We start from the raw sequence: 22,203 nt of genomic DNA, 5'->3' as shown, positions 1-22,203 counted from the left end.
GTGTCGGCTCGCCCGAGCAGCCGGCGAGCGCGACGGCACTGAGCGCGAGGGCGGACAGGAATGCTGCGGAGCGAAGACGCACGAAGATACCTCGATCGTTGTGGGGGTCGTCCCATCCTGCCCCATGCTGCCGACGAACGTCCTGAGCATCACCCGGACAGGTGCACACCCGAGGCATGCTCCCGGCGGAATGGACACCGCGATAACCTCGGATGATGACCTCTGCGGACTCCGTGACCCCGGAACCCGATGAGACGGCCCCCGAGGAGGACCCGAGCCGACCGAGCTGGTTCTACACCGTCGGACGCCTCGCCCTCGCTCCGCTGGCCCGCGCGATCTACCGCCCCCATGTCGAGGGCAAGGCGAACATCCCACGCGACGGCAGCGTCATCTTCGCCAGCAACCACCTGTCGTTCATCGACTCGATCGCGATCCCCGTCGCGGTCGCCCCTCGTCCCGTGCACTTCCTGGCGAAATCGTCGTACTTCGAAGGCACCGGCTTCAAGGGCTGGCTGTCGAAGTCGCTGTTCACGGCGGTCGGCGCCATCCCCGTGCGCCGCGGCGCCGGGCAGGCCGCGCTCGACGCCCTGGACCAGCAGCGTCAGATCCTGGAGACGGGCGCCGCGGTGGCGCTGTACCCCGAGGGGACGCGCTCGCTCGACGGCCGCCTGTACAAGGGCCGCACGGGAGTGGCGTTCCTCGCCCTGCAGACCGGAGCGCCCGTTGTGCCGGTGGGTCTCACAGGCACCGACCGCGTCATGCCGGTCGGAGCGAAGTTCCCGACGACCAAGGAGCGCGTGACGATCCGCTTCGGCGCTCCGCTCGACCTCTCGCACCACGGCCCTGCCAGCTCGGGCAAGGCCCGCCGCACCGCGACCGACGAGATCATGGCCGCGATCCACGCGCTCTCGGGCCAGGAGCTCGCGAACGCCTACAACGAGTCTCCCGCGCAGTCGCCGATCGAGAAGATCCGGCGCGCGCTGCCGCACGAGCGCCGCTAGCCGCCGTCAGCCGACGGCGACGGTCGCCTCGTGCGTCACGGGGAAGTTGACCGAGCGGGCGATGAAGCACCAGTCGTGCGCGGTCCTGTGCGCGGCCTCGGCGGCCTCGACCATCGACGCCTCCGCGACCGTCACCCGCGGGTGCAGCACGACCTGCTCGAACCGGGCGCTGCTGCTGCCGTCCTCCCGCAGCAGGCCCGTCGCCTCGTCGACGTACGACGTCACGACCACTCCGGCCTGCACGCACGCGTGGAGATACGACAGCAGGTGGCACTCCGACAGCGCCGCCACGAGCAGGTCCTCTGGATTCCAGCGCTCGGGGTCGCCGCGGAACGGCTTGTCCGACGACGCCAGCACCACGGGCTTGCCCGCGACCTCCAGGGTCACGTCGCGCGAGTAGTCGCGGTAGCCGCTCGTTCCCGAGCCGAGGTTTCCGGTCCAGGTCGCAGTCAGGGCGTAGCGGTGCTCTCGGTTCATGGCGCCAGTCTGCCACCGCGCGAGCAGCGCGATCCGCGTCGTTAGGCTGAGAAGGTGGCTCAGACTTTCACCGTGCAGGATGCCGTAGAGCTCGCCGTCGTCGAGCGGGGTGGCTTCGTGGAATCGCGTCACGCGGGTTCCGCGATCGTCCTCTCCCCCGCCGGCGACGTCGTGACGCGCCTCGGGAACCCGGACGCGCCGATCCTGCCCCGCTCATCGCTCAAGCCGCTCCAGGCCGTGGCCGTCGTCACGGCCGGCGCGGCGCTCGAGGGCGAGCATCTGGCGTTGGCGACGGCGAGCCACATGGGCACCGATCGGCACGCCGCGCTGGTGCGGGACGTCCTGTCCGCCGCGGGGCTCACGGAGGATCACCTCGCCTGTCCCACGAGCTGGCCGACCGACACCGCCACACGCGACGCGATGGTGCGCGACCACCTCGAGCCCGCCGCCATCCGGCACAACTGCTCGGGCAAGCACGCCGCGATGCTCGCCGCGTGCGTCGCGACCGGATGGGACGTGGCGGGGTACCTCGACCCGGCCCATCCGCTGCAGACGCACATCCGCGAGGTCGTCGAGCGCCTGACCGGAGAGAAGGTCACGGCGACCGTGATCGACGGATGCGGCGCGCCCGTGCACGCCCTTCCGCTCACGAGCCTCGCCCGCGGCATCCACCGCGTCGGCACGTCGTCCGAGCGCTCGCCGTTCGCGCTGCACCGCGTCGCCGGCGCGCTCGTGCGGGCCGTGCGCGACAACCCGTGGGTGATCGACGGGCCCGGTGGCGGCGACACGCTCGCGATCGAGCGCTTCGGCGTGTTCTCGAAGCTCGGCGCCGAGGGGGTGCAGATCATGGTGGCTCCCGACGGCACGACGGTCGCGCTCAAGATGCTCGACGGGTCGCTGCGCGCCGCCCCGCTCGTGGCCCTGCAGCTGCTCGCGAATGCCGGCGCGCTGCCGGCCGGCGAGGTGGCCGACGCCGCGGCGCACCCCGTCTACGCGGTGCAGGGCGGCGGGCGCGAGGTCGGGCGCATCCGCGCGACCGTCTGAGGCCTCGCTGCGGTCGCCCCATGGATCACGACGCGCTCGCCCGCAGCTTCGTCGAGGCGCACTTCCCCTCGGCGGACGCGGCCGTCCTCGCCGGCAGCACCGCCCGCGGCGAGCGCACCGCGACGAGTGACATCGACCTGCTCGTGCTCGGCCCCGGCGAGATGTTCGAGGCCGGCGAGGACAGCCGCGCAGCCACCTTCGCGTTCGAGGGCGAGGTGTTCGAGGTCTTCGCGTACACGCCGGGCGCCTTCGACCGGTGGGTGGAGAAAGAGCTCGGGCGGCACCGGCCGCTCCTGCTCAACATGCTGATCGAGGGGCGGCCGGTGAGGACAGGGGCGCTGCTCGCACAGCTGCGGACGCGGTGGGGTCCCGTGCGGGACGCTGGCCCCCAGGTGGATGCACACGAACTGGACGTGCGCCGCTACCTCGTGACCGACGTGCTGGACGACCTGCGCGATGCGGCCGATCCGCTCGAGCGGCGCGTCCTCGCCGTGCTGCTGTTCGAGCGCCTGGGCGAGCTGCTGCTCCTGTCGCACGGCGAGTGGATCGCGGCCGGCAAGCACCTGCCGCGCCGACTGCGCGCGTGGGATCGTGTGCGCGCCGAGCGGCTCGCCGCTCCCCTGCTCGCGGACGATCCGACCGGACTGGTGATCGCGGCCGAGACCGAGCTCGAGACGCTCGGCGGCAGGCTTCGCGAGGGCTTCACCCGCTGACTCAGGCGGCGGGGATCACCCGGACGCCCGCCGCGACGAGGTCGCGCATCGCAGGGAGGTCGGGGGTGCCGTCGGCGATCACGCCCGCGACCTCGTCGAGCGGCAGTACCGCGAACCGCGAGGCGGCCCCCAGCTTCTCGTCGCTCGCCAGCACGTAGGTGTCGGCCGCGCGGGCAGCGAGCGCGCGCTTCATGGCGGCCTCATCCGGATGCCCGGTCGTCAGTCCGGCCGTCGCGTGCACGCCGGTCACGCCGAGGAAGAACACGTCCGCACTGATTCTGCTCGCGGCCTCGACCGCGGCTGCCCCGCTCGTGACCGCCGAGTGCTTGAAGAGCTGCCCCCCGATCAGGAAGACCTCCGCCGCGTGCTCCAGCAGCGCCGCCGCGATCGTCGGGCTGTGCGTCACGATCGTGCACGAGAACGTGCGCGGCAGCGCCTCGACCATGGCCAGCGCGGTCGTGCCTCCGTCGAGGATGACCGTCGCACCCGGCTCGATCAGCGCCACGGCGGCCGCGGCGACGCGGCGCTTGCTGTCGGGCGCCACCGCCGTGCGTGCGGCGTAATCCGCCACGGCGGGCGACGCCGGCAGCGCTCCGCCGTACACGCGCACGGCGAGGCCGGCGGCGTCGAGCTCGCGCAGGTCGCGACGAATGCTGTCCTCCGACAGTCCGAGCTCCGTCGCGATCTCCTTCGCGACGATGCGGCCGTCTCGCTGCAGTCGTTCGAGCAGCAGTTCCTTGCGCGCAGCGGCAAGCATTCCGACTCCTTCACGTTCTTGCACGTTCTTGCTGTATTGTACCCGTTATGACGAAACCACTTCTCATTCTCATCGCCGGCCCCTACGCCTCGGGAACCGGCGGCGATCCCGCCCTCATGGCCCGCAACCTGGCCCGTCTCGAGGAGGCCGCGTGGCCGATCTTCCAGGCCGGCCACATCCCGATGATCGGCGAATGGGTCGCGCTGCCCGTCCTGTCGAGCGCGGGCGCCAGCGGCCCGACCGATCCCCTCGCGGCTGAGGTCATGTACCCGACCGCCGAGCGCCTGCTGCAGCACTGCGACGCGGTGCTGCGCCTGCCCGGCGACTCGCGCGGCGCGGATCAGGACGTCGCCATCGCGCGCGAACGCGGCATCCCCGTGTACTTCTCCCTGGAGGAGATCCCCGCGCAGGCGCCGGTCGGCTAACTCGACCCGCCGGGCAGCCGTCGCCAGAGCGCCTTGACCGCCTCGATCACGAGGAACAGCGCGATCGCGAGGCCGAACGGCACCAGCCACGCCCACAGTGGCAGGGGCGTCGACTCGAACAGAGCGTTCATGAACGGCACGTAGCAGTAGATCAGCTGCAGCACGATCAGGGCGAGGGCCGACCACCACACCACACGGTTGCCGCGCAGCGCGTCGACGCTGAAACTCGAGTGCGACAGGATCCGGCAGTTGAAGAGGAACGCCAGCTGCCCGAGCGCCAGCATGAGCACGGCCTCGGTGCGGGCGAGGTTCAGCTCGTCGCCGCGGGCGAGCGCGGCATAGAACACCCACAGTGTGGCGCCGCCGATCAGCAGCGACACGACGAGCACCAGCATCAGCTCCCGCACGGAGATGATGGATCCGCCGGGCCGGCGGGGCGGACGGGACATGATCCCCCGCTCCGCCGGCTCGTACGCGAGCGCCAGGGACAGCGTCACGGCCGTGATCATGTTGACCCACAGCACCTGCACCGGGGTGAGCGGCAGCGAGAGACCGAACACGATCGCGATCAGGATCACGAGCGACTGCGCGCCGTTCGTCGGCAGCAGGAAGACGACGGACTTGCGCAGATTGTCGTAGATGCGCCGGCCCTCGCGGATCGCCGACCGGATGGTCGCGAAGTTGTCGTCGGCGAGCACGATCTCGGCGGCCTCCTTCGTCGCCTCCGTGCCCTTGATGCCCATGGCGATGCCCACGCTGGCCCGCGTCAATGCGGGTGCGTCGTTCACACCGTCCCCGGTCATGGCCACCACCTCGTCGTGGGCCTGCAGGGCGCGCACGATCCGGATCTTGTGCTCGGGGCTCGTGCGCGCGTACACGTCCACGTCGCGCACGACCGCGGTGAGCTGATCCTGCGTCATCGCCTCCAGTTCGGCTCCCGTCAGCACGGGGGCGTCCGGCTCGGAGACGATCCCGATCTCGTGCGCGATCGCGAGCGCCGTGCCGGCATGGTCGCCCGTGATCATCTTCACGCGCACGCCCGCCGTGTGACAGTCGCTGATCGCGTCGATGACCTCGGGGCGGGGCGGATCGACGATGCCGAACAGACCGAGGAATTCGAGGTCCCACAGGTCGTCGAGGGAGACATCGCCCCCGGTGGACGGGTCGGTGACGCGTGCCGCCGCCAGCACGCGCAGGCCCTCGGCGCTCAGCGCGTCGACAGCGGCGATCCACCGGGCGAGGTCGAGTGGGACGCCGCCGAGCTGCGTCGTGGAGCGGTCGAGAAGGCGATCCGGTGCGCCCTTGACGAGGAGGACGCGGTCGCCCTCCACGTCCGCGTTCACTGTCGCCATGAGCTTGTTCGCCGAGTCGAACGGCAGCACCGCGACGCGGGTGAAACCGGCACCATCGATGCCGCCCTTCATCGCGGCGACCTTCAGGGCGCCCTCGGTGGGCTCGCCGACGAGCTGCCAGTGCTCGCCGGCGCGCTGGATGTAGGCGTCGTTGCACAGGGACGCGACTATCAGGAGGGCCCGCACGTCGTCGCCCGTCGGCTCCCGACCGTCGCCGGCCGGGGAGATCCAGCCCTCCGGCGTGTAGCCGAGGCCCTCGACCTCGTACGACGCGAGCGGTGTGACGATCCGCCGCACGGTCATCTCGTTCGTCGTGAGCGTGCCCGTCTTGTCCGAGCACACGGTGGTCACGGATCCGAGGGCCTCGACCGCGGGCAGCTTGCGCGTGATGGCATTGCGCCGCGCCATCTGCTGCACGCCGATCGCGAGAGTGATGGTCACCAGCGCCGGAAGACCCTCCGGGATCGCCGCGACCGCGAAGCCGATCGTCGCCGAGACCAGCTCGCCGAACGGCATTCCGTGCAGGAAGCGCCCGATCAGCAGCATGACCGTCGCCATGCCCAGGATCACGAGGGTCAGCACCCGGCCGAACGCGTCGAGCTGCTTCGTGAGCGGCGTGTCGAGCGAGCCGGCCTCGCCGACCAGGGCCTGGATGGTGCCGATCTCCGTGGATGCGCCGGTGCCCGTCACGACCGCGCGCGCCTGTCCGGCGGAAACGATCGTCCCCGAGAACAGCATCGACGCGCGATCCCCCACCCCGGCCGATGGCAGCACGGGCGCGACCGACTTCGACGACGGCACCGACTCCCCCGTGAGCGCCGCCTCGTCCACGCGCAGCTGCGTCGCGGAGACCAGCCGCATGTCCGCCGGCACCTTGTCACCGGGCGCGACGCGCACGATGTCGCCGGGCACCAGCTCGGCGGCCGGCAGCACGTGCCATTCGCCGTCGCGCCGCACCTGCGCGACCGAGGACAACATGCCGCGGATCCCCGCGAGCGCCTTCTCCGCCCGCCCCTCCTGCACGTAGCCGATCACGGCGTTGATGACCGCGACGACCATGATCACGCCGAAATCCAGCCAGTCGGCCATGACGGCCTTCACCGCCGCCGCCGCCAGCAGGATGTAGATCAGCGTGTCGTTGAAGTGCGACAGGAAGCGCACGATCGCGGGCTTGCGCTTCGCCTCGGGCAGCTCGTTCGCACCGAACCGCTCCGCCCGCTCGGCGACCTCCGCCTGCGACAGCCCGGACGCGCGCGTCTGCAGGTGGTCGACGACGTCCTCGGGCGTCGCGGCCCACGGCGCGTACGCGGCGCGGGGACTCGCGACGGACGCTGCTTCCCCGCTCACGGAATCGGCAACCCGGTCGCTCGTATCCATTGTCCGCCTCGCCCTTTCGACAGGGCCGTGCGCCGACCGCTGCTGCGCGTGCTCTGCCGTCATCCTTTCCGCACGCGCGCGGCGATGTCAACCGAGTCACCGGCCACCGTCCTCGCGGATCAGGGCAGCACGACGCGTTCGGGCGGGAGCCCGTCGCGCACCACCCAGGCGCGGGACGCCCGGGTGCGCGCGTAGGGCGGCAACTCGCGCTCGCCCGCGAGAGTCCGCAGCTCGGTCGCGCAGTCGGCGCCCACCACGAGCGGCGCGACCGCCCGCAGCTCCTGCAGCAGGCCCCACTGCCGCTGCCACGCATCGCCGTCGCCGACCAGCACGAGGCGCTCGCCCGCGCGGTCGAGGGCAGCCAGGCGCGTGCCGGGCGGCACGTCGTCCACCACGATCACACGCACGTCTGCGGGCCACGCAGCCGCGAGCTGTTCGCTGCGTCGCCGTGCCGCGCGCAGCACCATCCCGGTGAGGGCCGTCTGCGGCTCCCAGCGCGCCGGTCCCGGCGCATCCGTCGGCACCGCCGGCACGGGCCGTGCGGCATGCACGAACTGCACCTCGAGCCCGTCGAGCACCGCCCGGCCCGGCGGCCGGCGAGCATCGAACGTCACGCCGTCGCCGCCTGCTGCGGCGTGCTCGGCGCGGCCGGGCAGCGCGAGCAGCGCGCGACGCGGCAGAAGGTCGGCGAAGCGCAGCACCGCTCCGCTCAGTCGCGCGGCCGTGAGCACGAGCGTCGTGCCGGTCTCGCCCGCGTCGCGCACGATCGCCTCGATGCGCTCGGCCGCGGCCTGGGCATACTCCGCCGGCAGGCGCGCGAGCATGGCGTCGACGTCGTCGATCACCACCACGGCGGGGCGCACGCGATCGATGAACTCCAGCGCGTCCCAGGCCCCCTCCGCGTCGCGGGGCACGACCACCGCGTCGGGGCGCGCGGCCACCACCAGGGCGGCCACCGTCGACCGGCCCGAGCCGCCGCCGCCCACGACCATGAGCCCGCGATCCGCTCCCGGGGTCAGCAGCACGGGCGATCGCCGCTGGCGGACGGGCTCGTCCGCCACGCCGAGCAGGATCGCCCCGCTCCCGGGATTCCCGACGAGCGCCGAGGCCTCTTCCGCCGTGATGCGCCGCGGAAGCGGCGGCAGCCAGGGCGCGGGGCGGCGATCGCGACCGGCGAAGCGCGTCGCGGCCGCCGCCACGTCGGACGGCGCGGACAGGGCGATGCGCGTCAGCCGCGCGCGGGCGTCGCCCGCACGCCGGATCCAGGCAAGGCCTCGACCGTCCGGCCCACCGGGCAGCGACGCGGCCTCGTCGGAGCCGAGAAGCGCCCGGCTCTCCGCGGCTTCCGCCACGCGCAGCCCGATGCGCAGCGGGCAGTTCGCCACCAGCGCGTCGCGCAGCACGCCGCCCGCCCGCTGGGTGCCGAGCACGAGATGCATGCCGAGCGCCCGCCCGCGGGCGGCCACGTCCGTGAAGAGCGCGTGCAGATCCGGGTGCTCCTGCAGCAGCGCGGCGAACTCGTCCACGACGATCACCAGCCGCGGCAGATCCGCCCACGGGTCCGACACATCGCGGGCGCCCGCTGCCGCGAGCGATCCCTCCCGCGCACGCAGCTCGGCGCGCAGGCTCTCGACCGCCCGCCGCGCGCCGCCGTCGTCGAGGTCGGTGATCACGCCCACCACGTGGGGCAGGCGCGCCAGCGGTGCGAAGGCTGTGCCGCCCTTGAAGTCCGCGAGGAGGAACTGCACGCGCTCGGGCGGCAGCGTCGCTGCCAGCGACGCGACCCAGGTCACGAGCAACTCGGACTTGCCGCTGCCCGTCACGCCCACCACCACGGCGTGCGGTCCATCCGCGACGAGGTCGAGCGCCACGGGATCGTTTCCCTCGACGCCGACCACGGCGCCGAGCGCGCCGAGCGGCTGACGGCCGTCGACCCGCGCCAGCAGCGCGCCGAGCGGCAGCGGGTCCGCCGCGCCCGTGCCCCGGGCGGCCGGAGCACGCGCCGCGAGCCGCTCGGCGATCCGCGTCGCCTGCGCGAGCGAGACGCCCTCGACCGCGACGTCCGCCGGCTCACCGACGAGCACGAGACGCGCATGGCCGGGCTGGGCCGCGTCGAGTTCGAGCAGCGCCCCGCACTCCGCAGGCACCTCGCTTCCGTGCGGCGCGGTCGCGATCACGACGTCGGCCGCGGGCACCGTGTCGTCGATGCCGACCAGCGCGACGCGGACCGGCGCGACCGATGCCGGGGCCCAGTGCGGCAGCGCCGCCGCCCACTCCCGCTCCGAATCGGGGGCCGTGATCATCGCGAGCCGGGCCGCCGGGCGGCCGAGGCACAGCTGGAGCACGAGGGCCCTCGCCACGGCACGCGCGGTCACGGGGTCGCCCTGCACCACGACGCCCGTGCGCAGCGGCACGGTCACGGGGGCGTCGTCGAGCGTCGCGGCGTGCGCGCGCAGTCTGCGGGCCTCGTCGTCCTCGCCCCCGGTCACCCGGACGGCGCTCGGCACGCGCCCGCGCCCTACGACGAGCTCCTCCGCCGTGCAGCGCCCCTGCCGGCGCGCGTCGCCGACGAGCGCCGCGACATCCGGGCGCTCCCGCCACAGCGTGGCGCGCTCGGCCTCGTGGCGCCGGTCGACACGTTCGCGTGCTCGGCGCATGGTCTCGGCCTGTTCGCGCTGCTCCTCGCGGCGGCGACGGCGACCGCCGCGCGCGGCGTCGACGAGCGACGCGGCCGCCATGAGCGGCCCCAGCGCGGCGAAGCACAGCGCGATGAGCGAGCCCGTGACCGCCCACAGCGCGACCGCCGCGATCACCGGCACGATCGACGCGAGGATCGGGAACGGCCCGCGCTTCTGCGGCGGCTGCGGCGAGGGCAGCGTGATGGGCTCGTCGAGCGGGGTCGGCATGCGCCCAGTCCACCGCGCGGTGCGGTGCGGCAGCGGCGCGTGGCGCGCCGCCGAGGACTACTCGGCCGCTTCGTGCTCTGTGGACGACGGACGAGCGGCCTGCGGCTCCGCGGCGGCCGCCTCATCCTGCTCGTCCTCGATCGGCCGCTGGCCGGGGACCGACACGTTCAGCACGACGATCGTGATGTTGTCGCGTCCGCCGTTCTCCAGCGCGGCCTCGAGCATCGCGTCGACCGCTGCTGCCGGGTCGTCGTGGAGCCGCAGGAAGTGGAGGATGCCGTAGTCGGTGAGCTCCTTGGTGAGTCCGTCCGAGCAGATCACGAAGCGGTCGCCGTCGCGCACGTCGAGGCGCACGTAGTCGGGAACGGCCCCCTCGCTGGGGCCGACCGCGCGTGTGATCACGTTGCCGTAGGGGTGGTTCTCGGCCTCCTCGGGGCTGAGGCGCCCCGCCGCGACGAGCTCCTGGACGAGGGAGTGGTCGGTCGTCACCTGCGCGAGGGCGTCATCGCGCTGGATGTACACGCGCGAGTCGCCGATGTTGAGCGCGACCCAGGTCGCGTCGTCCTCCGTGATGTCGAGGTACACGCCGGTCACCGTGGTGCCCGTGCCCTCGTCGGTCGTGTCGGGGTGGTCGCCGATGTCGCGCACGGCCTTGGTGAGCGCCTTCTCGATGGCCTCGGGCGAGACGGGACCCTTGCCCACCATGCGCTGCAGCCGGTCGATCGTGCTGGCGCTCGCGATCTCACCGCCGATGTGTCCGCCCATGCCATCGGCGACGACGAACAGCGGGTAGGCGGTCAGCAGCGCGTCCTGGTTGATGTCGCGCTTGCGGCCGCGGTGCGTCGCTCCCGCCCACGTCAGAATCGCATCGAGTCCTGCGGGCAGCGCCACAGTCTGCGACTGCGACGTCGTGGGGGCGTCGGACACGGGCATGACCTCCGGATCGGGCGGCGACATCCGGACCGGAGCGAAAGCCGTTCGGGCGGATGCGACGCAGGCACACACAGTCTATCGGGAGCGTCCCACCACCCAGCGCCGCGCGCGTCAGATAGCGGGCGCGGCGGGCGCCGGGAAGAAGCCGTCGATCTCGGCGGCCTCGGCGTCGGTCGGGCGCCATGCGGCTCCTGCGGCGGCATTCGCGGCGACCTGCTCGGGCGACGTGGCGCCGGCGATCACGCTCGCGACCGCCTGCTGCGACAGCAGCCACCCGAAGGTCGCCTCGAGCATCGACACGCCGCGCGCGTCGCAGAACGCCCGGTAGGCCTCGAGGGCGTCCCACGGCGCTGTCTCCCACAGGTGCCTGCGCTGCGACATGATGCGGCTCTGCTCGGGCCCTCCCTCGCGCGTGAACTTGCCCGTCAGCAGTCCGTTGTAGAGCGGGAAGTACGGGAAGAAGCCCAGCTCGAAGCGGCGGACGGCCGGGAGCACCTCGCGCTCCGCGTCGCGGGCCAGCAGCGAGAACTGATTCTGCGATGACACGAACCCCGACCGCGTCCGTGCGCGGGCGGTCAGGTGCGCCTCGGCGATCTGCCACCCGCTCAGGTTGGAGTGGCCGTAGTACCGGATCTTTCCCTCGCGCACGAGATCGTCGAGCGCGTCGATCGTCTCCTCGATGGGCGTCTCGGGGTCGGGAGTGTGCAGCTGGTAGAGATCGATCCACTCGGTGCGCAGCCGCGCGAGGGAGGCCTCGACCGCGCGGCGGATGTAGGACCGCGATCCTTTCGCGCCCGTGGCGGGTCCGTAGCCCATGTCGACCGCCTGGTGCCCGAACTTGGTCGCGATCACCACGCGATCGCGGCGTCCCGCGAGCGCCTCCCCCATCAGGGACTCGCTGCGACCCTGGCCGCCGTACATCTCAGCCGTGTCGAGGAACGTCACCCCGTGCTCGATCGCGGCGTCGAGCACGGCGCGCGTGCCCTCCAGCGACTCGGACGCGGTGCCGCGACGACCGAAGTTGTTGCAGCCGAGGCCGACCTCGGAGACCAGCAGACCCGACTTCCCGACCCGGCGCAGCGCGACACTCATGTGCTCCACACTAAGCGGCCCCCGAACGCGCGGACGCCCCCGCCCGAGGATCGGGAGGGGGCGTCCGCGAGGAGCGTTACGGCTGCGGCGGAGCCGGCGGCACGGGGCCGGCGGGCGGCTCGTCGCGGTCGCGCGGCGCGGCCGGAGGGGCGGGCGGCGCAGTGGGCGCACCCGGCGAGGGCGGAACCGGAGCGCCCGGGGCCGGCGGCGGAACCGGGGCGCCGGCCGGAGGCTGCGCGGGGTAGGCGGGCTGACCCGGCTGCGTGTACGGCTGGCCGTACGGGTCCTGACCGGGCTGGGCGCCGTACCCGGCCTGACCGTACCCGGCCTGGCCGTAGCCCTGCTGACCATAGGCCTGCGGCGCCGAGCCCGTCTGCACCGGCACGCCGTCCCAGACCGTCTTGTCGCCGAGGAAGCCGTTCGAGGCCCACGGCGCCGGCGGCACGTTCTCGTTCCAGCGCGAGCGGTCGAAGGCGACGATGCCGAGCCACACGAGCGACAGCAGGACGTAGAGGATGACCCAGGCCGCCTCCTTCTGCAGCTTCAGGCCGATCCGGTAGGCCGCCATGGCGGCGAACACCGCGAACGCGAGGCTCAGCAGGCCCGACAGGAAGTTCAGCCCGGGAATCCAGGACAGCAGGATCCCGCCGCCGATCGTGTAGAGCACGAGCCACGGGCTGACGTCACCGAGCTTGAAGAAGACCATCACGTTGTAGACGGGCACCCAGGCGCGCCACTTGCCCTGCACGCCCGCCTTCTCGAACAGCTTCATCATGAACCACGAGCCGACGAGGTACACGATGAGGCCGAAGATGAGCGAGAACGCGACGAACGCGAACATCAAGGCGAGGAACGCGGCGTACTGATCGTCCATTCAAGTCTCCTCAGGGTAGTTGGCGGCGACGGGCCGCTGCCGTCCACTTTAGCGATCCTGAAAGCTACCTGAACAACGCCCACCGGCTCAGGCGGGCACGACGAGCTCGGTCTCCCCGTCCCGCGCCCCCGCGCGCACCACGACCCCGGCCGATTCTCCCCAGCCGACGAGGTCGGCGACCGAGCGGATGTCCGGGCGCTCCTGCGCGAGCCGGCGCGTCAGCAGGCCCTTCGCCCTCTTGTTGAAGTGATTCAGCGCCCGCACCGCACCGTCCGGGCCCTCCGACACGACGCGCACGTACGTGCTCGCGACGTCGTCAGGAACGGGCCCGAGCGCCGCGTACGCCTCCGAGCGCAGATCGATCACGAGCCCCGGCAGCGCGGCGAAGGCCGTGCGCACCGGATCCGCCCAGATGCGCTTGAGCGGCGGCACGCCCGGCAGCGACGCCCCCGCGGCGAGCCGGTATGAGGGGATGCGGTCGAGGGCGCCGATCGGGCCGAGCGGCGCCGTCTGGATGAGCGCGTGCTCCCCCAGCCAGGAACGCGCGTCGTGGTCGACAGACGCGGCGTCCAGCGCATCGAACAGGACGCCCGTGTAGCGGTCGACCGCCGGCATGGTCGGCGCTGAGCGCATCGCCGCGTTCACCTCGATCTGACCCCGCTGTCGCACCGACAGCCCCAGGACCTTCGCCGCGCGATCCGGATCCGCGGACAGCGCCACCAGGGACGCGACGACGGCCTCGCGCTGCGGTGCGAGCACCGGCAGCGCGAGGCCGTCGAAAGCGATGGGCGCGTCCGATCCGCCTGCCCGCTTCGTCTCCGAAGGGGGCAGGAGGATCGTGGTCAGGAGCTCAGCGCCGCGTTGCCCGCGACGACCGTGAGACGGTTGTTCTCCATCGACACGAAGCCGTCGCGCGCGTCCGCGATGACCTTGTTGCCCGAGGGCTCGGTGATCCGGACCTGGCCTTCGGCGAGGATGGCCAGCATGGGCTCGTGCCCCTGCATGAAGCCGATCTCACCCTCGATGGTCTTGGCGACCACGAGGCTCGCCTCGCCCGTCCAGACCTCCTCCTCGGCGGAGACCAGGGTGACCTGCAGACCCATGGTCAGCTGTTCTCCTTCTGGATGCGAGCCCAGTTCGCCTCGACGTCGCCGATGCCGCCGACGTTGAAGAACGCCTGCTCGGCAACGTGGTCGAAGTCGCCCTTCACGATCGCGTCGAACGACTCGATCGTCTCCTTGATCGGAACGGTCGAACCCTCGACACCCGTGAACTTCTTCGCCATGTAGGTGTTCTGCGAGAGGAACTGCTGGATGCGGCGCGCGCGGGCGACGACGATCTTGTCCTCTTCGGAGAGCTCGTCGACGCCGAGGATCGCGATGATCTCCTGCAGCTCCTTGTTCTTCTGCAGGATCTGCTTCACGGCGGTGGCCACGCGGTAGTGGTCCTCACCGATGTAGCGCGGGTCCAGGATGCGGCTGGTCGACGTCAGCGGGTCGACCGCGGGGTACAGACCCTTCGACGCGATTTCGCGCGACAGCTCGGTCGTGGCGTCCAGGTGCGCGAACGTCGTGGCCGGGGCCGGGTCGGTGTAGTCGTCGGCCGGCACGTAGATCGCCTGCAGCGAGGTGATCGAGTGACCGCGCGTCGAGGTGATGCGCTCCTGGAGCACACCCATCTCGTCGGCGAGGTTCGGCTGGTAGCCCACCGCGGAGGGCATGCGGCCGAGCAGCGTCGACACCTCGGAGCCCGCCTGCGTGAAGCGGAAGATGTTGTCGATGAACAGCAGCACGTCCTGCTTCTGCACGTCGCGGAAGTACTCGGCCATCGTCAGGGCCGACAGCGCGACGCGCAGACGCGTCCCCGGCGGCTCGTCCATCTGGCCGAAGACGAGCGCGGTCTTGTCGAAGACGCCCGCCTCCTCCATCTCGTGGATCAGGTCGTTGCCCTCACGCGTGCGCTCACCGACGCCCGCGAACACCGACACACCGCCGTGGTCCTGCGCGACGCGCTGGATCATCTCCTGGATGAGGACGGTCTTGCCGACGCCCGCACCGCCGAAGAGGCCGATCTTTCCACCCAGCACGTACGGCGTGAGCAGGTCGATGACCTTGATGCCGGTCTCGAACATCTGGGTCTTCGACTCGAGCTGGTCGAAGTTCGGCGCCTTGCGGTGGATCGGCCAGCGCTCGGTGACCTCGATGGTCTCGCCGCTGGGGAGGTTGAGCACCTCGCCCGTCACGTTGAAGACCTTGCCCTTGGTCACGTCGCCGACGGGAACCGAGATCGGCTCGCCGGTGTCACGCACCTCCTGGCCGCGGACCATGCCGTCCGTCGGCTTCAGCGAGATGGCGCGCACCATGTCGTCGCCGAGGTGCTGGGCGACCTCGAGCGTGATCTCGGTGGCCTCGTCGCCGATGACGATTGTCGTCTTCAGCGCGTTGTAGACCTCGGGGATCGCGTCGTGCGGGAACTCGATGTCGACGACGGGACCCGTGACGCGGGCGACCCGACCGACGACCGCGGTCTCGATGACAGTCATTTCGTCTTTTCCTTTCAGGACGCCAGGGCGTCGGCGCCGCCGACGATCTCGGCGATCTGCTGCGTGATCTCGGCCTGACGCGCGTTGTTGCGCAGGCGGGTGTAGTCGGTGATGAGCTTGTCGGCGTTGTCGCTGGCCGACTTCATCGCCTTCTGCGTCGCGGCCTGCTTGGCGGCGGCCGACTGCAGCAGCGCGTTGAAGATGCGGCTCTGGATGTACACCGGCAGCAGCCGGTCGAGCACGACGGTGGCGTCGGGCTCGAACTCGTACAGCGGGTAGACCTCGCCGCTCGCGTCCGCGTCATCCGCACCCTCGACCACCTCGAGCGGCAGCAGGCGCACCTGCACCGCCTCCTGGGTCATCATGCTGACGAAGCGGTTGTACACGACGTGGATCTCGTCCACGCCGCCGTCCGCGACATCCTTCTCGTAGGCCTCGAGCAGCGCCTGCGACATCTCCTCGGCGGTCGCGAAGGCCGGCACGTCCGCGTCACCCGTCCACTCACCCGCCGCGGTGATGCCGCGGAACTGGAAGTAGCCGACGGCCTTGCGGCCGAACAGGTAGAACACGACTTCCTTGCCCTGCGAGCGCAGCAGCTCGGCGAGCTCCATGGCCTCGCGGATGACCTGCGAGTTGAACGCACCCGCGAGTCCCCGGTCGGAGCTGAGGATCAGGACCGCCGAGCGCGTCACCGACTCCGGCTCCCGCGTGAGCGGGTGGTCGATGTCGGTGTGCGTGGCGACCGCCGAGACCGCACGCGTCACCGCGCGGGAGAAGGGCTCGGACGCGCGCACGCGCGCCATCGCCTTCTGGATACGCGAAGCCGCGATGAGCTCCATCGCCTTCGTGATCTTCTTGGTCGTCTGAGCAGAAGAGATCTTCTGCTTGTATTCCCTGAGCTTTGCTCCCATGATGCGTCGTCCCCGACGGGCTTACGCCCGGCGGCCCTTGACGATCTTCTCCTGGTCGACGTCCGTCACATCCGCCGCGCTGTGCTCCTCGTGGCCGGGGGCACCGAGGTGCTGGCCCTTGCCGCCCTGGAACTCGAGCAGGAAGGCGTCGATCGCCTTCTCCATCTCGGCGACGGTGTCGTCCTCGAGCTTGCCGCTGTCGCGCAGCGTGTCGAGGATCGTCGTGTTGCGACGCAGGTGGTCGAGCAGCTCGGCCTCGAAGCGCAGCACGTCCTCGACGTCGACAGAGTCGAGCTTGCCGTTCGTGCCGGCCCAGATCGAGACGACCTGCTCCTCGGCCGGGTACGGCGAGTACTGCGGCTGCTTCAGCAGCTCGGTCAGGCGGGCACCACGTGCCAGCTGGCGACGCGAGGCCGCGTCGAGGTCGGACGCGAACATCGCGAACGCCTCCAGCGAGCGGTACTGGGCGAGCTCGAGCTTGAGCGTGCCGGAGACCTTCTTGATGTGCTTCAGCTGCGCGTCACCGCCGACTCGCGAGACCGAGATGCCCACGTCGACAGCGGGACGCTGGTTCGCGTTGAACAGGTCGGACTGCAGGAAGATCTGGCCGTCCGTGATCGAGATCACGTTGGTCGGGATGTACGCCGAGACGTCGTTCGCCTTGGTCTCGATGATCGGCAGGCCCGTCATCGAGCCGGCGCCGAGCTCGTCCGACAGCTTCGCGCAGCGCTCGAGCAGACGCGAGTGCAGGTAGAAGACGTCACCGGGGTACGCCTCGCGGCCCGGCGGACGGCGCAGCAGCAGCGACACGGCGCGGTAAGCCTCGGCCTGCTTCGACAGGTCGTCGAACACGATCAGGACGTGCTTGCCGTCGTACATCCAGTGCTGGCCGATGGCCGAGCCGGTGTACGGCGCGAGGTACTTGAAGCCGGCAGGGTCCGAAGCCGGGGCCGCGACGATGGTGGTGTACTCCATCGCGCCGGCCTCCTCGAGCGCGCCCTTCACCGAGGCGATGGTCGAGCCCTTCTGACCGATGGCCACGTAGATGCAGCGCACCTGCTTGGTCGGGTCGCCCGACTCCCAGTTCGACTTCTGGTTGATGATCGTGTCGATCGCGATCGCGGTCTTGCCGGTCTGGCGGTCGCCGATGATGAGCTGACGCTGGCCGCGGCCGACCGGGATCATGGCGTCGATCGCCTTGATGCCCGTCTGCATCGGCTCGTGCACCGACTTGCGGGCCATGACGCCCGGGGCCTGCAGCTCGAGGGCGCGGCGGCCCTCGATGCCGGTGATCTCGCCGAGGCCGTCGATCGGGTTTCCGAGCGGGTCGACCACGCGGCCGAGGTAGCCCTCGCCCACGGGGACCGAGAGCACCTCGCCCGTGCGGGTGACCTGCTGGCCCTCCTCGATGCCGGCGAACTCGCCGAGCACGACGACGCCGATCTCGTCCTGGTCGAGGTTCTGGGCCAGGCCCAGGACGCCGTTGCCGAAGCGGACGAGCTCGTTGGCCATGACGCCCGGCAGTCCCTCGACGTGGGCGATGCCGTCTGCCGCGTCGATGACCGTGCCGACCTCGGTCGCCGCGTCGCCGGTGGGCTCGTAGGCGGCGACGAAGTCCTTCAGCGCGTCACGGATGACGTCGGGGCTGATCGTGATGTCTGCCATTGTCTTCCTTCATGTTGTGGGATCAGCGATCCCCAAGTGAGTCCGCCGGGGCGGCAAAGTTGTGAGGTCAGCCCGCGAGCTTCTGGCGCACGTCCGCGAGACGCGAGGCGATGCTGCCGTCGATGACGTCGTCCGCGATCTGCACGCGCACGCCGCCGACGACGGAGGGGTCGACGACCGGGCTGATCGTCACCTCGCCGCCGTAGGTACGCGAGAGCGCGGTGGACAGACGCTCGGCCTGAGCCGGGGTGAGCGGCGCCGCCGTCGTGACCGTGGCGACCGTGCGGCCGCGCTGGGCGGCGACGATCCGGATCGCGCGGGCGAGGATGCCGCGGACGCGGCGCCCGCGGGGCTCCTGCACCAGCGACGACACGACGAGTGCCGTGGCCTCGCTCGTGCGACCGCCGAGCAGCGTCTGCATGAGTGCGCCCTTCGCCGCGCCGTCGCCGAGGCGGCTGCCGAGCGCGAGCTCGAGCTCGGGGTTCTCCGCGACGATGCGGGAGACGCGGAACAGCTCGCCCTCGAGGTCGCCGGAGTCGGCCTTGGCGGCCGCGCGGATGGCGAGCTCCTCGATCCCGTCGACCAGCTCGCCCTGCGACGACCACCGCTGTGCGGCGGTCGTCGTCAGGAGCGACCGCGTGGTCGGCGACAGACTGGCGAACACCGCGCCGACGAGCGCGCTGCGCGTCTCCGGCGCAGCGGACGAGTCGGCCAGCGCGCCGCTCAGCGCGTGCGAGCCGGCGACGGCACGCGCGGCGGCGAAGAGCTCGCGAGCCGTGTCGAGGTCGACCGTCGCCGCGCCGAGCGCGGAGACGCTCGTCGCGAGCGCCTGAGTGGTCGCGCTGCCCATCAGTTCTTCGCCTTCTCGGAGGCCTCGAGGTCGGCCAGGAAGCGGTCGACCACAGCCGCCGCCTTCTGGTCGTCGCTGAGGGTCTCGCCGATGACGTTGCCGGCGAGGTCGATCGCGAGCGTGCCGACCTCGCTGCGCAGGGTGACGAGCGCGGACTGGCGCTCGGCCTCGATCTGCGTGTGCGCGGTCGCGGTGATGCGCTCGGCCTCGGTGGCGGCGTTGGCCTTCGCCTCGGCGACGATGCGCTTGCCGTCCTCGCGGGCGGCGTCACGGATGTCACCGGCCTCCTTGCGAGCATCGGCGAGCTGCTTCGTGTACTCCTCCAGCGCGGCCTCGGCCTGGCGCTGCGCCTCGTCGGCCTTGGCGATGTTGCCCTCGATGGCGGCGGACCGCGCGTCGAGCATGGCGGTCAGGCGCGGCAGGGCGACCTTCCACACCACGAACAGGATGACGAGGAAGCAGACCGCCGACCAGATGATGTCGTACATCTCCGGGAGCAGCGGGTTCGGCGCCGCCTCGTGCGACTCCTCCGCGGCGACCGTGACAAGAGCGTTCAGCATCCTGTCTCCTTACGTGTCAGCAGCAGCGAATTACTGGACGGGGGCGTAGCCGAAGATGAAGCCGGTCGCGATGCCGATGAACGCGAGAGCCTCGGTGAAGGCGATACCGATCCACATCAGAACCTGCAGACGACCGGCGAGCTCGGGCTGGCGGGCCACGGACTCGATGGTCTTGCCGACGACGATGCCCACGCCGATGGCCGGGCCGATGGCGGCGAGACCGTAGCCGACCGTCGCGATCGAGCCGTACACGTTGGCGAGAACCGTAGTAGCGTCCACGGATTTTTCCTTTCGGTTAGGCGGTGCGCCGTGTGGCGGACCGTCAGTGCTCTTCCGCAACCGCGAGCTGGATGTAGACCGCGGTGAGGATCGTGAAGACGTAGGCCTGGAGGAATGCCACCAGGACCTCGAACAGGGTGAAGGCGAGACCGAAGGCGAGCGTGCCGACGCCCAGGGGCGCCCACCATCCGCCGGCGGTGAAGAAGAAGAAGTGCGTGGCCGAGAAGAACAGCACGAGCATGAGGTGGCCGACGATCATGTTCATCAGCAGTCGCAGCGTCAGCGTGACGGGGCGGATGATGAACGTCGACAGGAACTCGAGCGGCGTAACGATGATGTACAGCGCCGCGGGGACGCCCGACGGGAACAGCGAGTTCTTGAAGAAGTTGCCGGGGCTCTTCTTGATGCCCGCGTAGATGAACGTGACGTACGAGATGACCGCCAGCAGCAGCGGCACCGCGATGACGCTCGTGCCCGCGATGTTGATGCCGGGGATGATGCCCGTCAGGTTCATGAACAGGATCATGAAGAACATCGTGGTCAGCAGCGGCAGGAAGCGGTTGCCGTCCTTGCGGCCGAGGATGTCGTGCGCGATGTTCACGCGGACGAAGTCGAGACCCATCTCGACGACGCTCTGCAGACGACCGGGCACGACGCGCATGCTGCGGGTGCCGACGATCAGCAGGATCACCAGGACGGCGGTCGCGAGCAGCTGGGCGGCGTTGATGCGCGTGAACTCGAAGAGCGTCCCCTCACCGAAGATCGCCGGGGGGAAGAAGTCCGTGATGGACGGCGGGTGGAACGCGCCATCGCTCGATTCGGCAGAGGCGATCAGCATCGCGGCTTGAGTCAACGTGTGGCTCCGGCTTCATAGCTCCGGCACGAGGACCGGGAGGGGCAGGAAGTCGTCATCTGCCGTCCCGATGTCGCCATCGGCATCCGCGGGGGAATCGGCAGGAACTCGCCCAGCCTATCAAAGTTTCGAGCGCTTCTACGCCGCGTCGAAAACCCGCTCAGCGGGTCTCCTCATCGCCGCCCGGGGCGCTCTCCCCCGGCAGCGCGACATCGACGTACGGCGCGCGCGAGCGGAACATCGCGATGCCGTCGATCGCGAGGGAGGCGACGACGCTCACGACGAGCGCGACGAAGAACACGCCGGGCACGATCCAGGGCTGACCGCGCAGGATCAGCAGCGCGACGATGAACAGCACGAGCTTGAGCAGCCAGCCGCCGAGCACGATGCCGAAGAAGATCGGAACGTAGAGCTGGTCGCCGAACCAGCGGTTGGCGACCAGGATGCTGACCGCCGTCAGCAGCATGAACACGGCCGCGATCGCGGCACCGGCGAATGCGCTGAACAAGCCGTCCACCCCTGCGATCGCGTAGCCGATCCCGCCGCCGACCACGGCGATGACGACCGTGGCGATGGCGCCCCAGACGAGCGCGGTGCGCAGCACGGGCGTGCTGGAGATGGGCGCGGGCTGCGGGGTGGTCATCAGGCCTCCTGGGCGGCGGGGTTCGGTGCGGTCGGCGGGTTCGCCGGCTGGGCGATCGGGCGGCGCGAGGGCATGAGGGTCAGGACGAGGCACGCGGCGACGCCGATGGTGCCGAACACCACGCCGATCCAGTACTCCCCTGGCCAGTTCTCGCGCGACGCGAGGTACATCAGCAGGACGGCGAGCGAGATCACGGCCGTCCACGCGTAGAAGATCAGCACGGCGTCGCGGTCGCTGTGGCCGAGATCCAGCATGCGGTGATGGAGGTGCTTGCGGTCGGGTGAGAACGGCGACCTGCCGGCGCGCGTGCGCCGCAGCACCGCGAGGCCGAAGTCGGCGAGCGGCAGCAGCACCACGACGAGCGGCAGCAGGATCGGCAGGAACGCGCCGAACAGCTGCGAGCGCCCGATGCCGTCCTGGGGGTCGAGCGCGGACGGCGGGATCTGACTCGTGACGACGATCGTCGAGGTCGCCATCAGCAGTCCGAGCAGCAACGCGCCCGAGTCGCCCATGAACAGCTTGGCGGGCTTCCAGTTGAGCACGAGGAACCCCGCGCACGCGCCGATCATCGCGGCCGCGAGGAACGTCGCGAGACTCGAGTTCGTCGTCTGGGTGTCGCGCGTGAGGATGTAGGTGTACACGAAGAAGACGCCGTTCGCGATCAGACAGACGCCGGCGACGAGACCGTCGAGCCCGTCGATGAAGTTGACCGCGTTCATCACGACGACGATCGAGAACATCGTCAGCACGATGCTCACCCAGCTGGAGAAGATCGTCATGCCGCCGATCGGCACGGCGTAGATCTGCAGGCCGCCGCCGACCGCGATGACCCCCGCGGCGAGGAACTGGGCGCCGAGCTTGATCGTCCAGTCGAGATCCCACAGGTCGTCGGCCACGCCCACGAGCACGATCAGCAGCGACGCTGCCAGGATCGCCCAGACGGCGCGGG

General features: G+C 71.0%; 22 protein-coding genes. 4 read left to right on the top strand and 18 right to left on the bottom strand.

Going from position 1 to position 22,203, the window contains the following annotated elements; translation table 11 throughout:
* Nucleotides 1-215 precede the first annotated feature (215 nt).
* Nucleotides 216-1,001 (top strand): lysophospholipid acyltransferase family protein, encoded by a 786-nt coding sequence (locus tag RIF89_RS02540; protein WP_309067589.1) that lies wholly within the window; start codon nucleotides 216-218, stop codon nucleotides 999-1,001.
* A gap of 6 nt (nucleotides 1,002-1,007) precedes the next feature.
* Here the strand turns inward: RIF89_RS02540 and RIF89_RS02535 are convergent, their stop codons facing one another.
* Complete coding sequence (locus RIF89_RS02535) at nucleotides 1,008-1,478, bottom strand: OsmC family protein (protein WP_309067588.1); 471 nt, start codon at nucleotides 1,476-1,478, stop codon at nucleotides 1,008-1,010.
* A 54-nt stretch (nucleotides 1,479-1,532) separates the two neighbouring features.
* On the opposite strand from RIF89_RS02535, the gene RIF89_RS02530 reads away from it, so the two are divergent.
* Both RIF89_RS02530 and RIF89_RS02525 read left to right on the top strand, forming a co-directional pair.
* Nucleotides 1,533-2,522 (top strand): asparaginase, encoded by a 990-nt coding sequence (locus tag RIF89_RS02530; RefSeq protein WP_309067587.1) that lies wholly within the window; start codon nucleotides 1,533-1,535, stop codon nucleotides 2,520-2,522.
* Between the two features lie 20 nt (nucleotides 2,523-2,542).
* The gene (locus RIF89_RS02525) at nucleotides 2,543-3,235 is read left to right on the top strand and encodes a nucleotidyltransferase domain-containing protein (RefSeq protein ID WP_309067586.1); all 693 of its coding nucleotides are present in this window, start codon (nucleotides 2,543-2,545) and stop codon (nucleotides 3,233-3,235) included.
* A 1-nt stretch (nucleotide 3,236) separates the two neighbouring features.
* On the opposite strand, the gene RIF89_RS02520 is transcribed toward RIF89_RS02525, so the two are convergent.
* Nucleotides 3,237-3,992 carry a DeoR/GlpR family DNA-binding transcription regulator gene (locus tag RIF89_RS02520; RefSeq protein ID WP_309067585.1) on the bottom strand — a complete coding sequence of 252 codons (756 nt, stop codon included), beginning with the start codon at nucleotides 3,990-3,992 and terminating at the stop codon, nucleotides 3,237-3,239.
* Nucleotides 3,993-4,039: 47 nt separating this feature from the next.
* Between RIF89_RS02520 and RIF89_RS02515 the strand changes: the two genes are divergently transcribed.
* Nucleotides 4,040-4,417 (top strand): DUF4406 domain-containing protein, encoded by a 378-nt coding sequence (locus RIF89_RS02515; RefSeq protein WP_309067584.1) that lies wholly within the window; start codon nucleotides 4,040-4,042, stop codon nucleotides 4,415-4,417.
* Here RIF89_RS02515 and RIF89_RS02510 read toward each other — a convergent pair.
* From RIF89_RS02510 to RIF89_RS02435, 16 genes are all read right to left on the bottom strand, one after another.
* Nucleotides 4,414-7,116 (bottom strand): HAD-IC family P-type ATPase, encoded by a 2,703-nt coding sequence (locus tag RIF89_RS02510; RefSeq protein WP_309067583.1) that lies wholly within the window; start codon nucleotides 7,114-7,116, stop codon nucleotides 4,414-4,416. The two genes, RIF89_RS02515 and RIF89_RS02510, sit on opposite strands and share 4 nt — an antisense overlap.
* 149 nt (nucleotides 7,117-7,265) lie before the next feature.
* Complete coding sequence (locus tag RIF89_RS02505; RefSeq protein WP_309067582.1) at nucleotides 7,266-10,052, bottom strand: FtsK/SpoIIIE domain-containing protein; 2,787 nt, start codon at nucleotides 10,050-10,052, stop codon at nucleotides 7,266-7,268.
* 57 nt (nucleotides 10,053-10,109) lie between these two features.
* Nucleotides 10,110-10,979: a PP2C family protein-serine/threonine phosphatase gene (locus tag RIF89_RS02500; protein WP_375294419.1), complete on the bottom strand. Its 870-nt coding sequence runs from the start codon at nucleotides 10,977-10,979 to the stop codon at nucleotides 10,110-10,112.
* Nucleotides 10,980-11,096: 117 nt separating this feature from the next.
* Nucleotides 11,097-12,077: an aldo/keto reductase gene (locus RIF89_RS02495; protein WP_309067581.1), complete on the bottom strand. Its 981-nt coding sequence runs from the start codon at nucleotides 12,075-12,077 to the stop codon at nucleotides 11,097-11,099.
* 76 nt (nucleotides 12,078-12,153) lie between these two features.
* Nucleotides 12,154-12,951, bottom strand: coding sequence for a DUF5684 domain-containing protein (locus RIF89_RS02490; protein WP_309067580.1), 798 nt, complete (start codon nucleotides 12,949-12,951; stop codon nucleotides 12,154-12,156).
* A gap of 87 nt (nucleotides 12,952-13,038) precedes the next feature.
* A complete protein-coding gene (locus RIF89_RS02485) occupies nucleotides 13,039-13,782 on the bottom strand; it encodes a YaaA family protein (protein WP_375294420.1) in 744 nt (247 codons plus the stop codon).
* Between the two features lie 11 nt (nucleotides 13,783-13,793).
* Nucleotides 13,794-14,054, bottom strand: coding sequence for a F0F1 ATP synthase subunit epsilon (locus tag RIF89_RS02480; RefSeq protein ID WP_203135808.1), 261 nt, complete (start codon nucleotides 14,052-14,054; stop codon nucleotides 13,794-13,796).
* A gap of 2 nt (nucleotides 14,055-14,056) precedes the next feature.
* Nucleotides 14,057-15,493, bottom strand: a complete 1,437-nt coding sequence (gene atpD, locus RIF89_RS02475) for a F0F1 ATP synthase subunit beta (RefSeq protein ID WP_309067579.1) — start codon at nucleotides 15,491-15,493, stop codon at nucleotides 14,057-14,059.
* 14 nt (nucleotides 15,494-15,507) lie between these two features.
* A complete protein-coding gene (locus RIF89_RS02470) occupies nucleotides 15,508-16,404 on the bottom strand; it encodes a F0F1 ATP synthase subunit gamma (protein WP_309067578.1) in 897 nt (298 codons plus the stop codon).
* A 21-nt stretch (nucleotides 16,405-16,425) separates the two neighbouring features.
* Nucleotides 16,426-18,069, bottom strand: coding sequence for a F0F1 ATP synthase subunit alpha (atpA, locus tag RIF89_RS02465; protein WP_309067577.1), 1,644 nt, complete (start codon nucleotides 18,067-18,069; stop codon nucleotides 16,426-16,428).
* A gap of 67 nt (nucleotides 18,070-18,136) precedes the next feature.
* Nucleotides 18,137-18,919, bottom strand: a complete 783-nt coding sequence (locus RIF89_RS02460; protein WP_309067576.1) for a F0F1 ATP synthase subunit delta — start codon at nucleotides 18,917-18,919, stop codon at nucleotides 18,137-18,139.
* A complete protein-coding gene (locus RIF89_RS02455) occupies nucleotides 18,919-19,479 on the bottom strand; it encodes a F0F1 ATP synthase subunit B (protein ID WP_309067575.1) in 561 nt (186 codons plus the stop codon). The genes RIF89_RS02460 and RIF89_RS02455 overlap by 1 nt, the downstream gene beginning before the upstream one ends.
* 30 nt (nucleotides 19,480-19,509) lie before the next feature.
* Nucleotides 19,510-19,758 carry a F0F1 ATP synthase subunit C gene (gene atpE / locus RIF89_RS02450; RefSeq protein WP_203135814.1) on the bottom strand — a complete coding sequence of 83 codons (249 nt, stop codon included), beginning with the start codon at nucleotides 19,756-19,758 and terminating at the stop codon, nucleotides 19,510-19,512.
* A 43-nt stretch (nucleotides 19,759-19,801) separates the two neighbouring features.
* The gene (gene atpB, locus RIF89_RS02445) at nucleotides 19,802-20,596 is read right to left on the bottom strand and encodes a F0F1 ATP synthase subunit A (protein WP_309067574.1); all 795 of its coding nucleotides are present in this window, start codon (nucleotides 20,594-20,596) and stop codon (nucleotides 19,802-19,804) included.
* Nucleotides 20,597-20,771: 175 nt separating this feature from the next.
* A complete protein-coding gene (locus RIF89_RS02440) occupies nucleotides 20,772-21,254 on the bottom strand; it encodes a hypothetical protein (RefSeq protein WP_309067573.1) in 483 nt (160 codons plus the stop codon).
* A partial coding sequence (locus tag RIF89_RS02435; protein WP_309067572.1) for an MraY family glycosyltransferase occupies nucleotides 21,254-22,203 on the bottom strand: 950 nt, incomplete at its 5' end. The genes RIF89_RS02440 and RIF89_RS02435, both read right to left, overlap by 1 nt.

This window comes from Microbacterium sp. (assembly GCF_031178525.1).
Lineage (GTDB): Bacteria > Actinomycetota > Actinomycetes > Actinomycetales > Microbacteriaceae > Microbacterium.
This window is presented reverse-complemented; position numbering and strand designations above follow the sequence as displayed.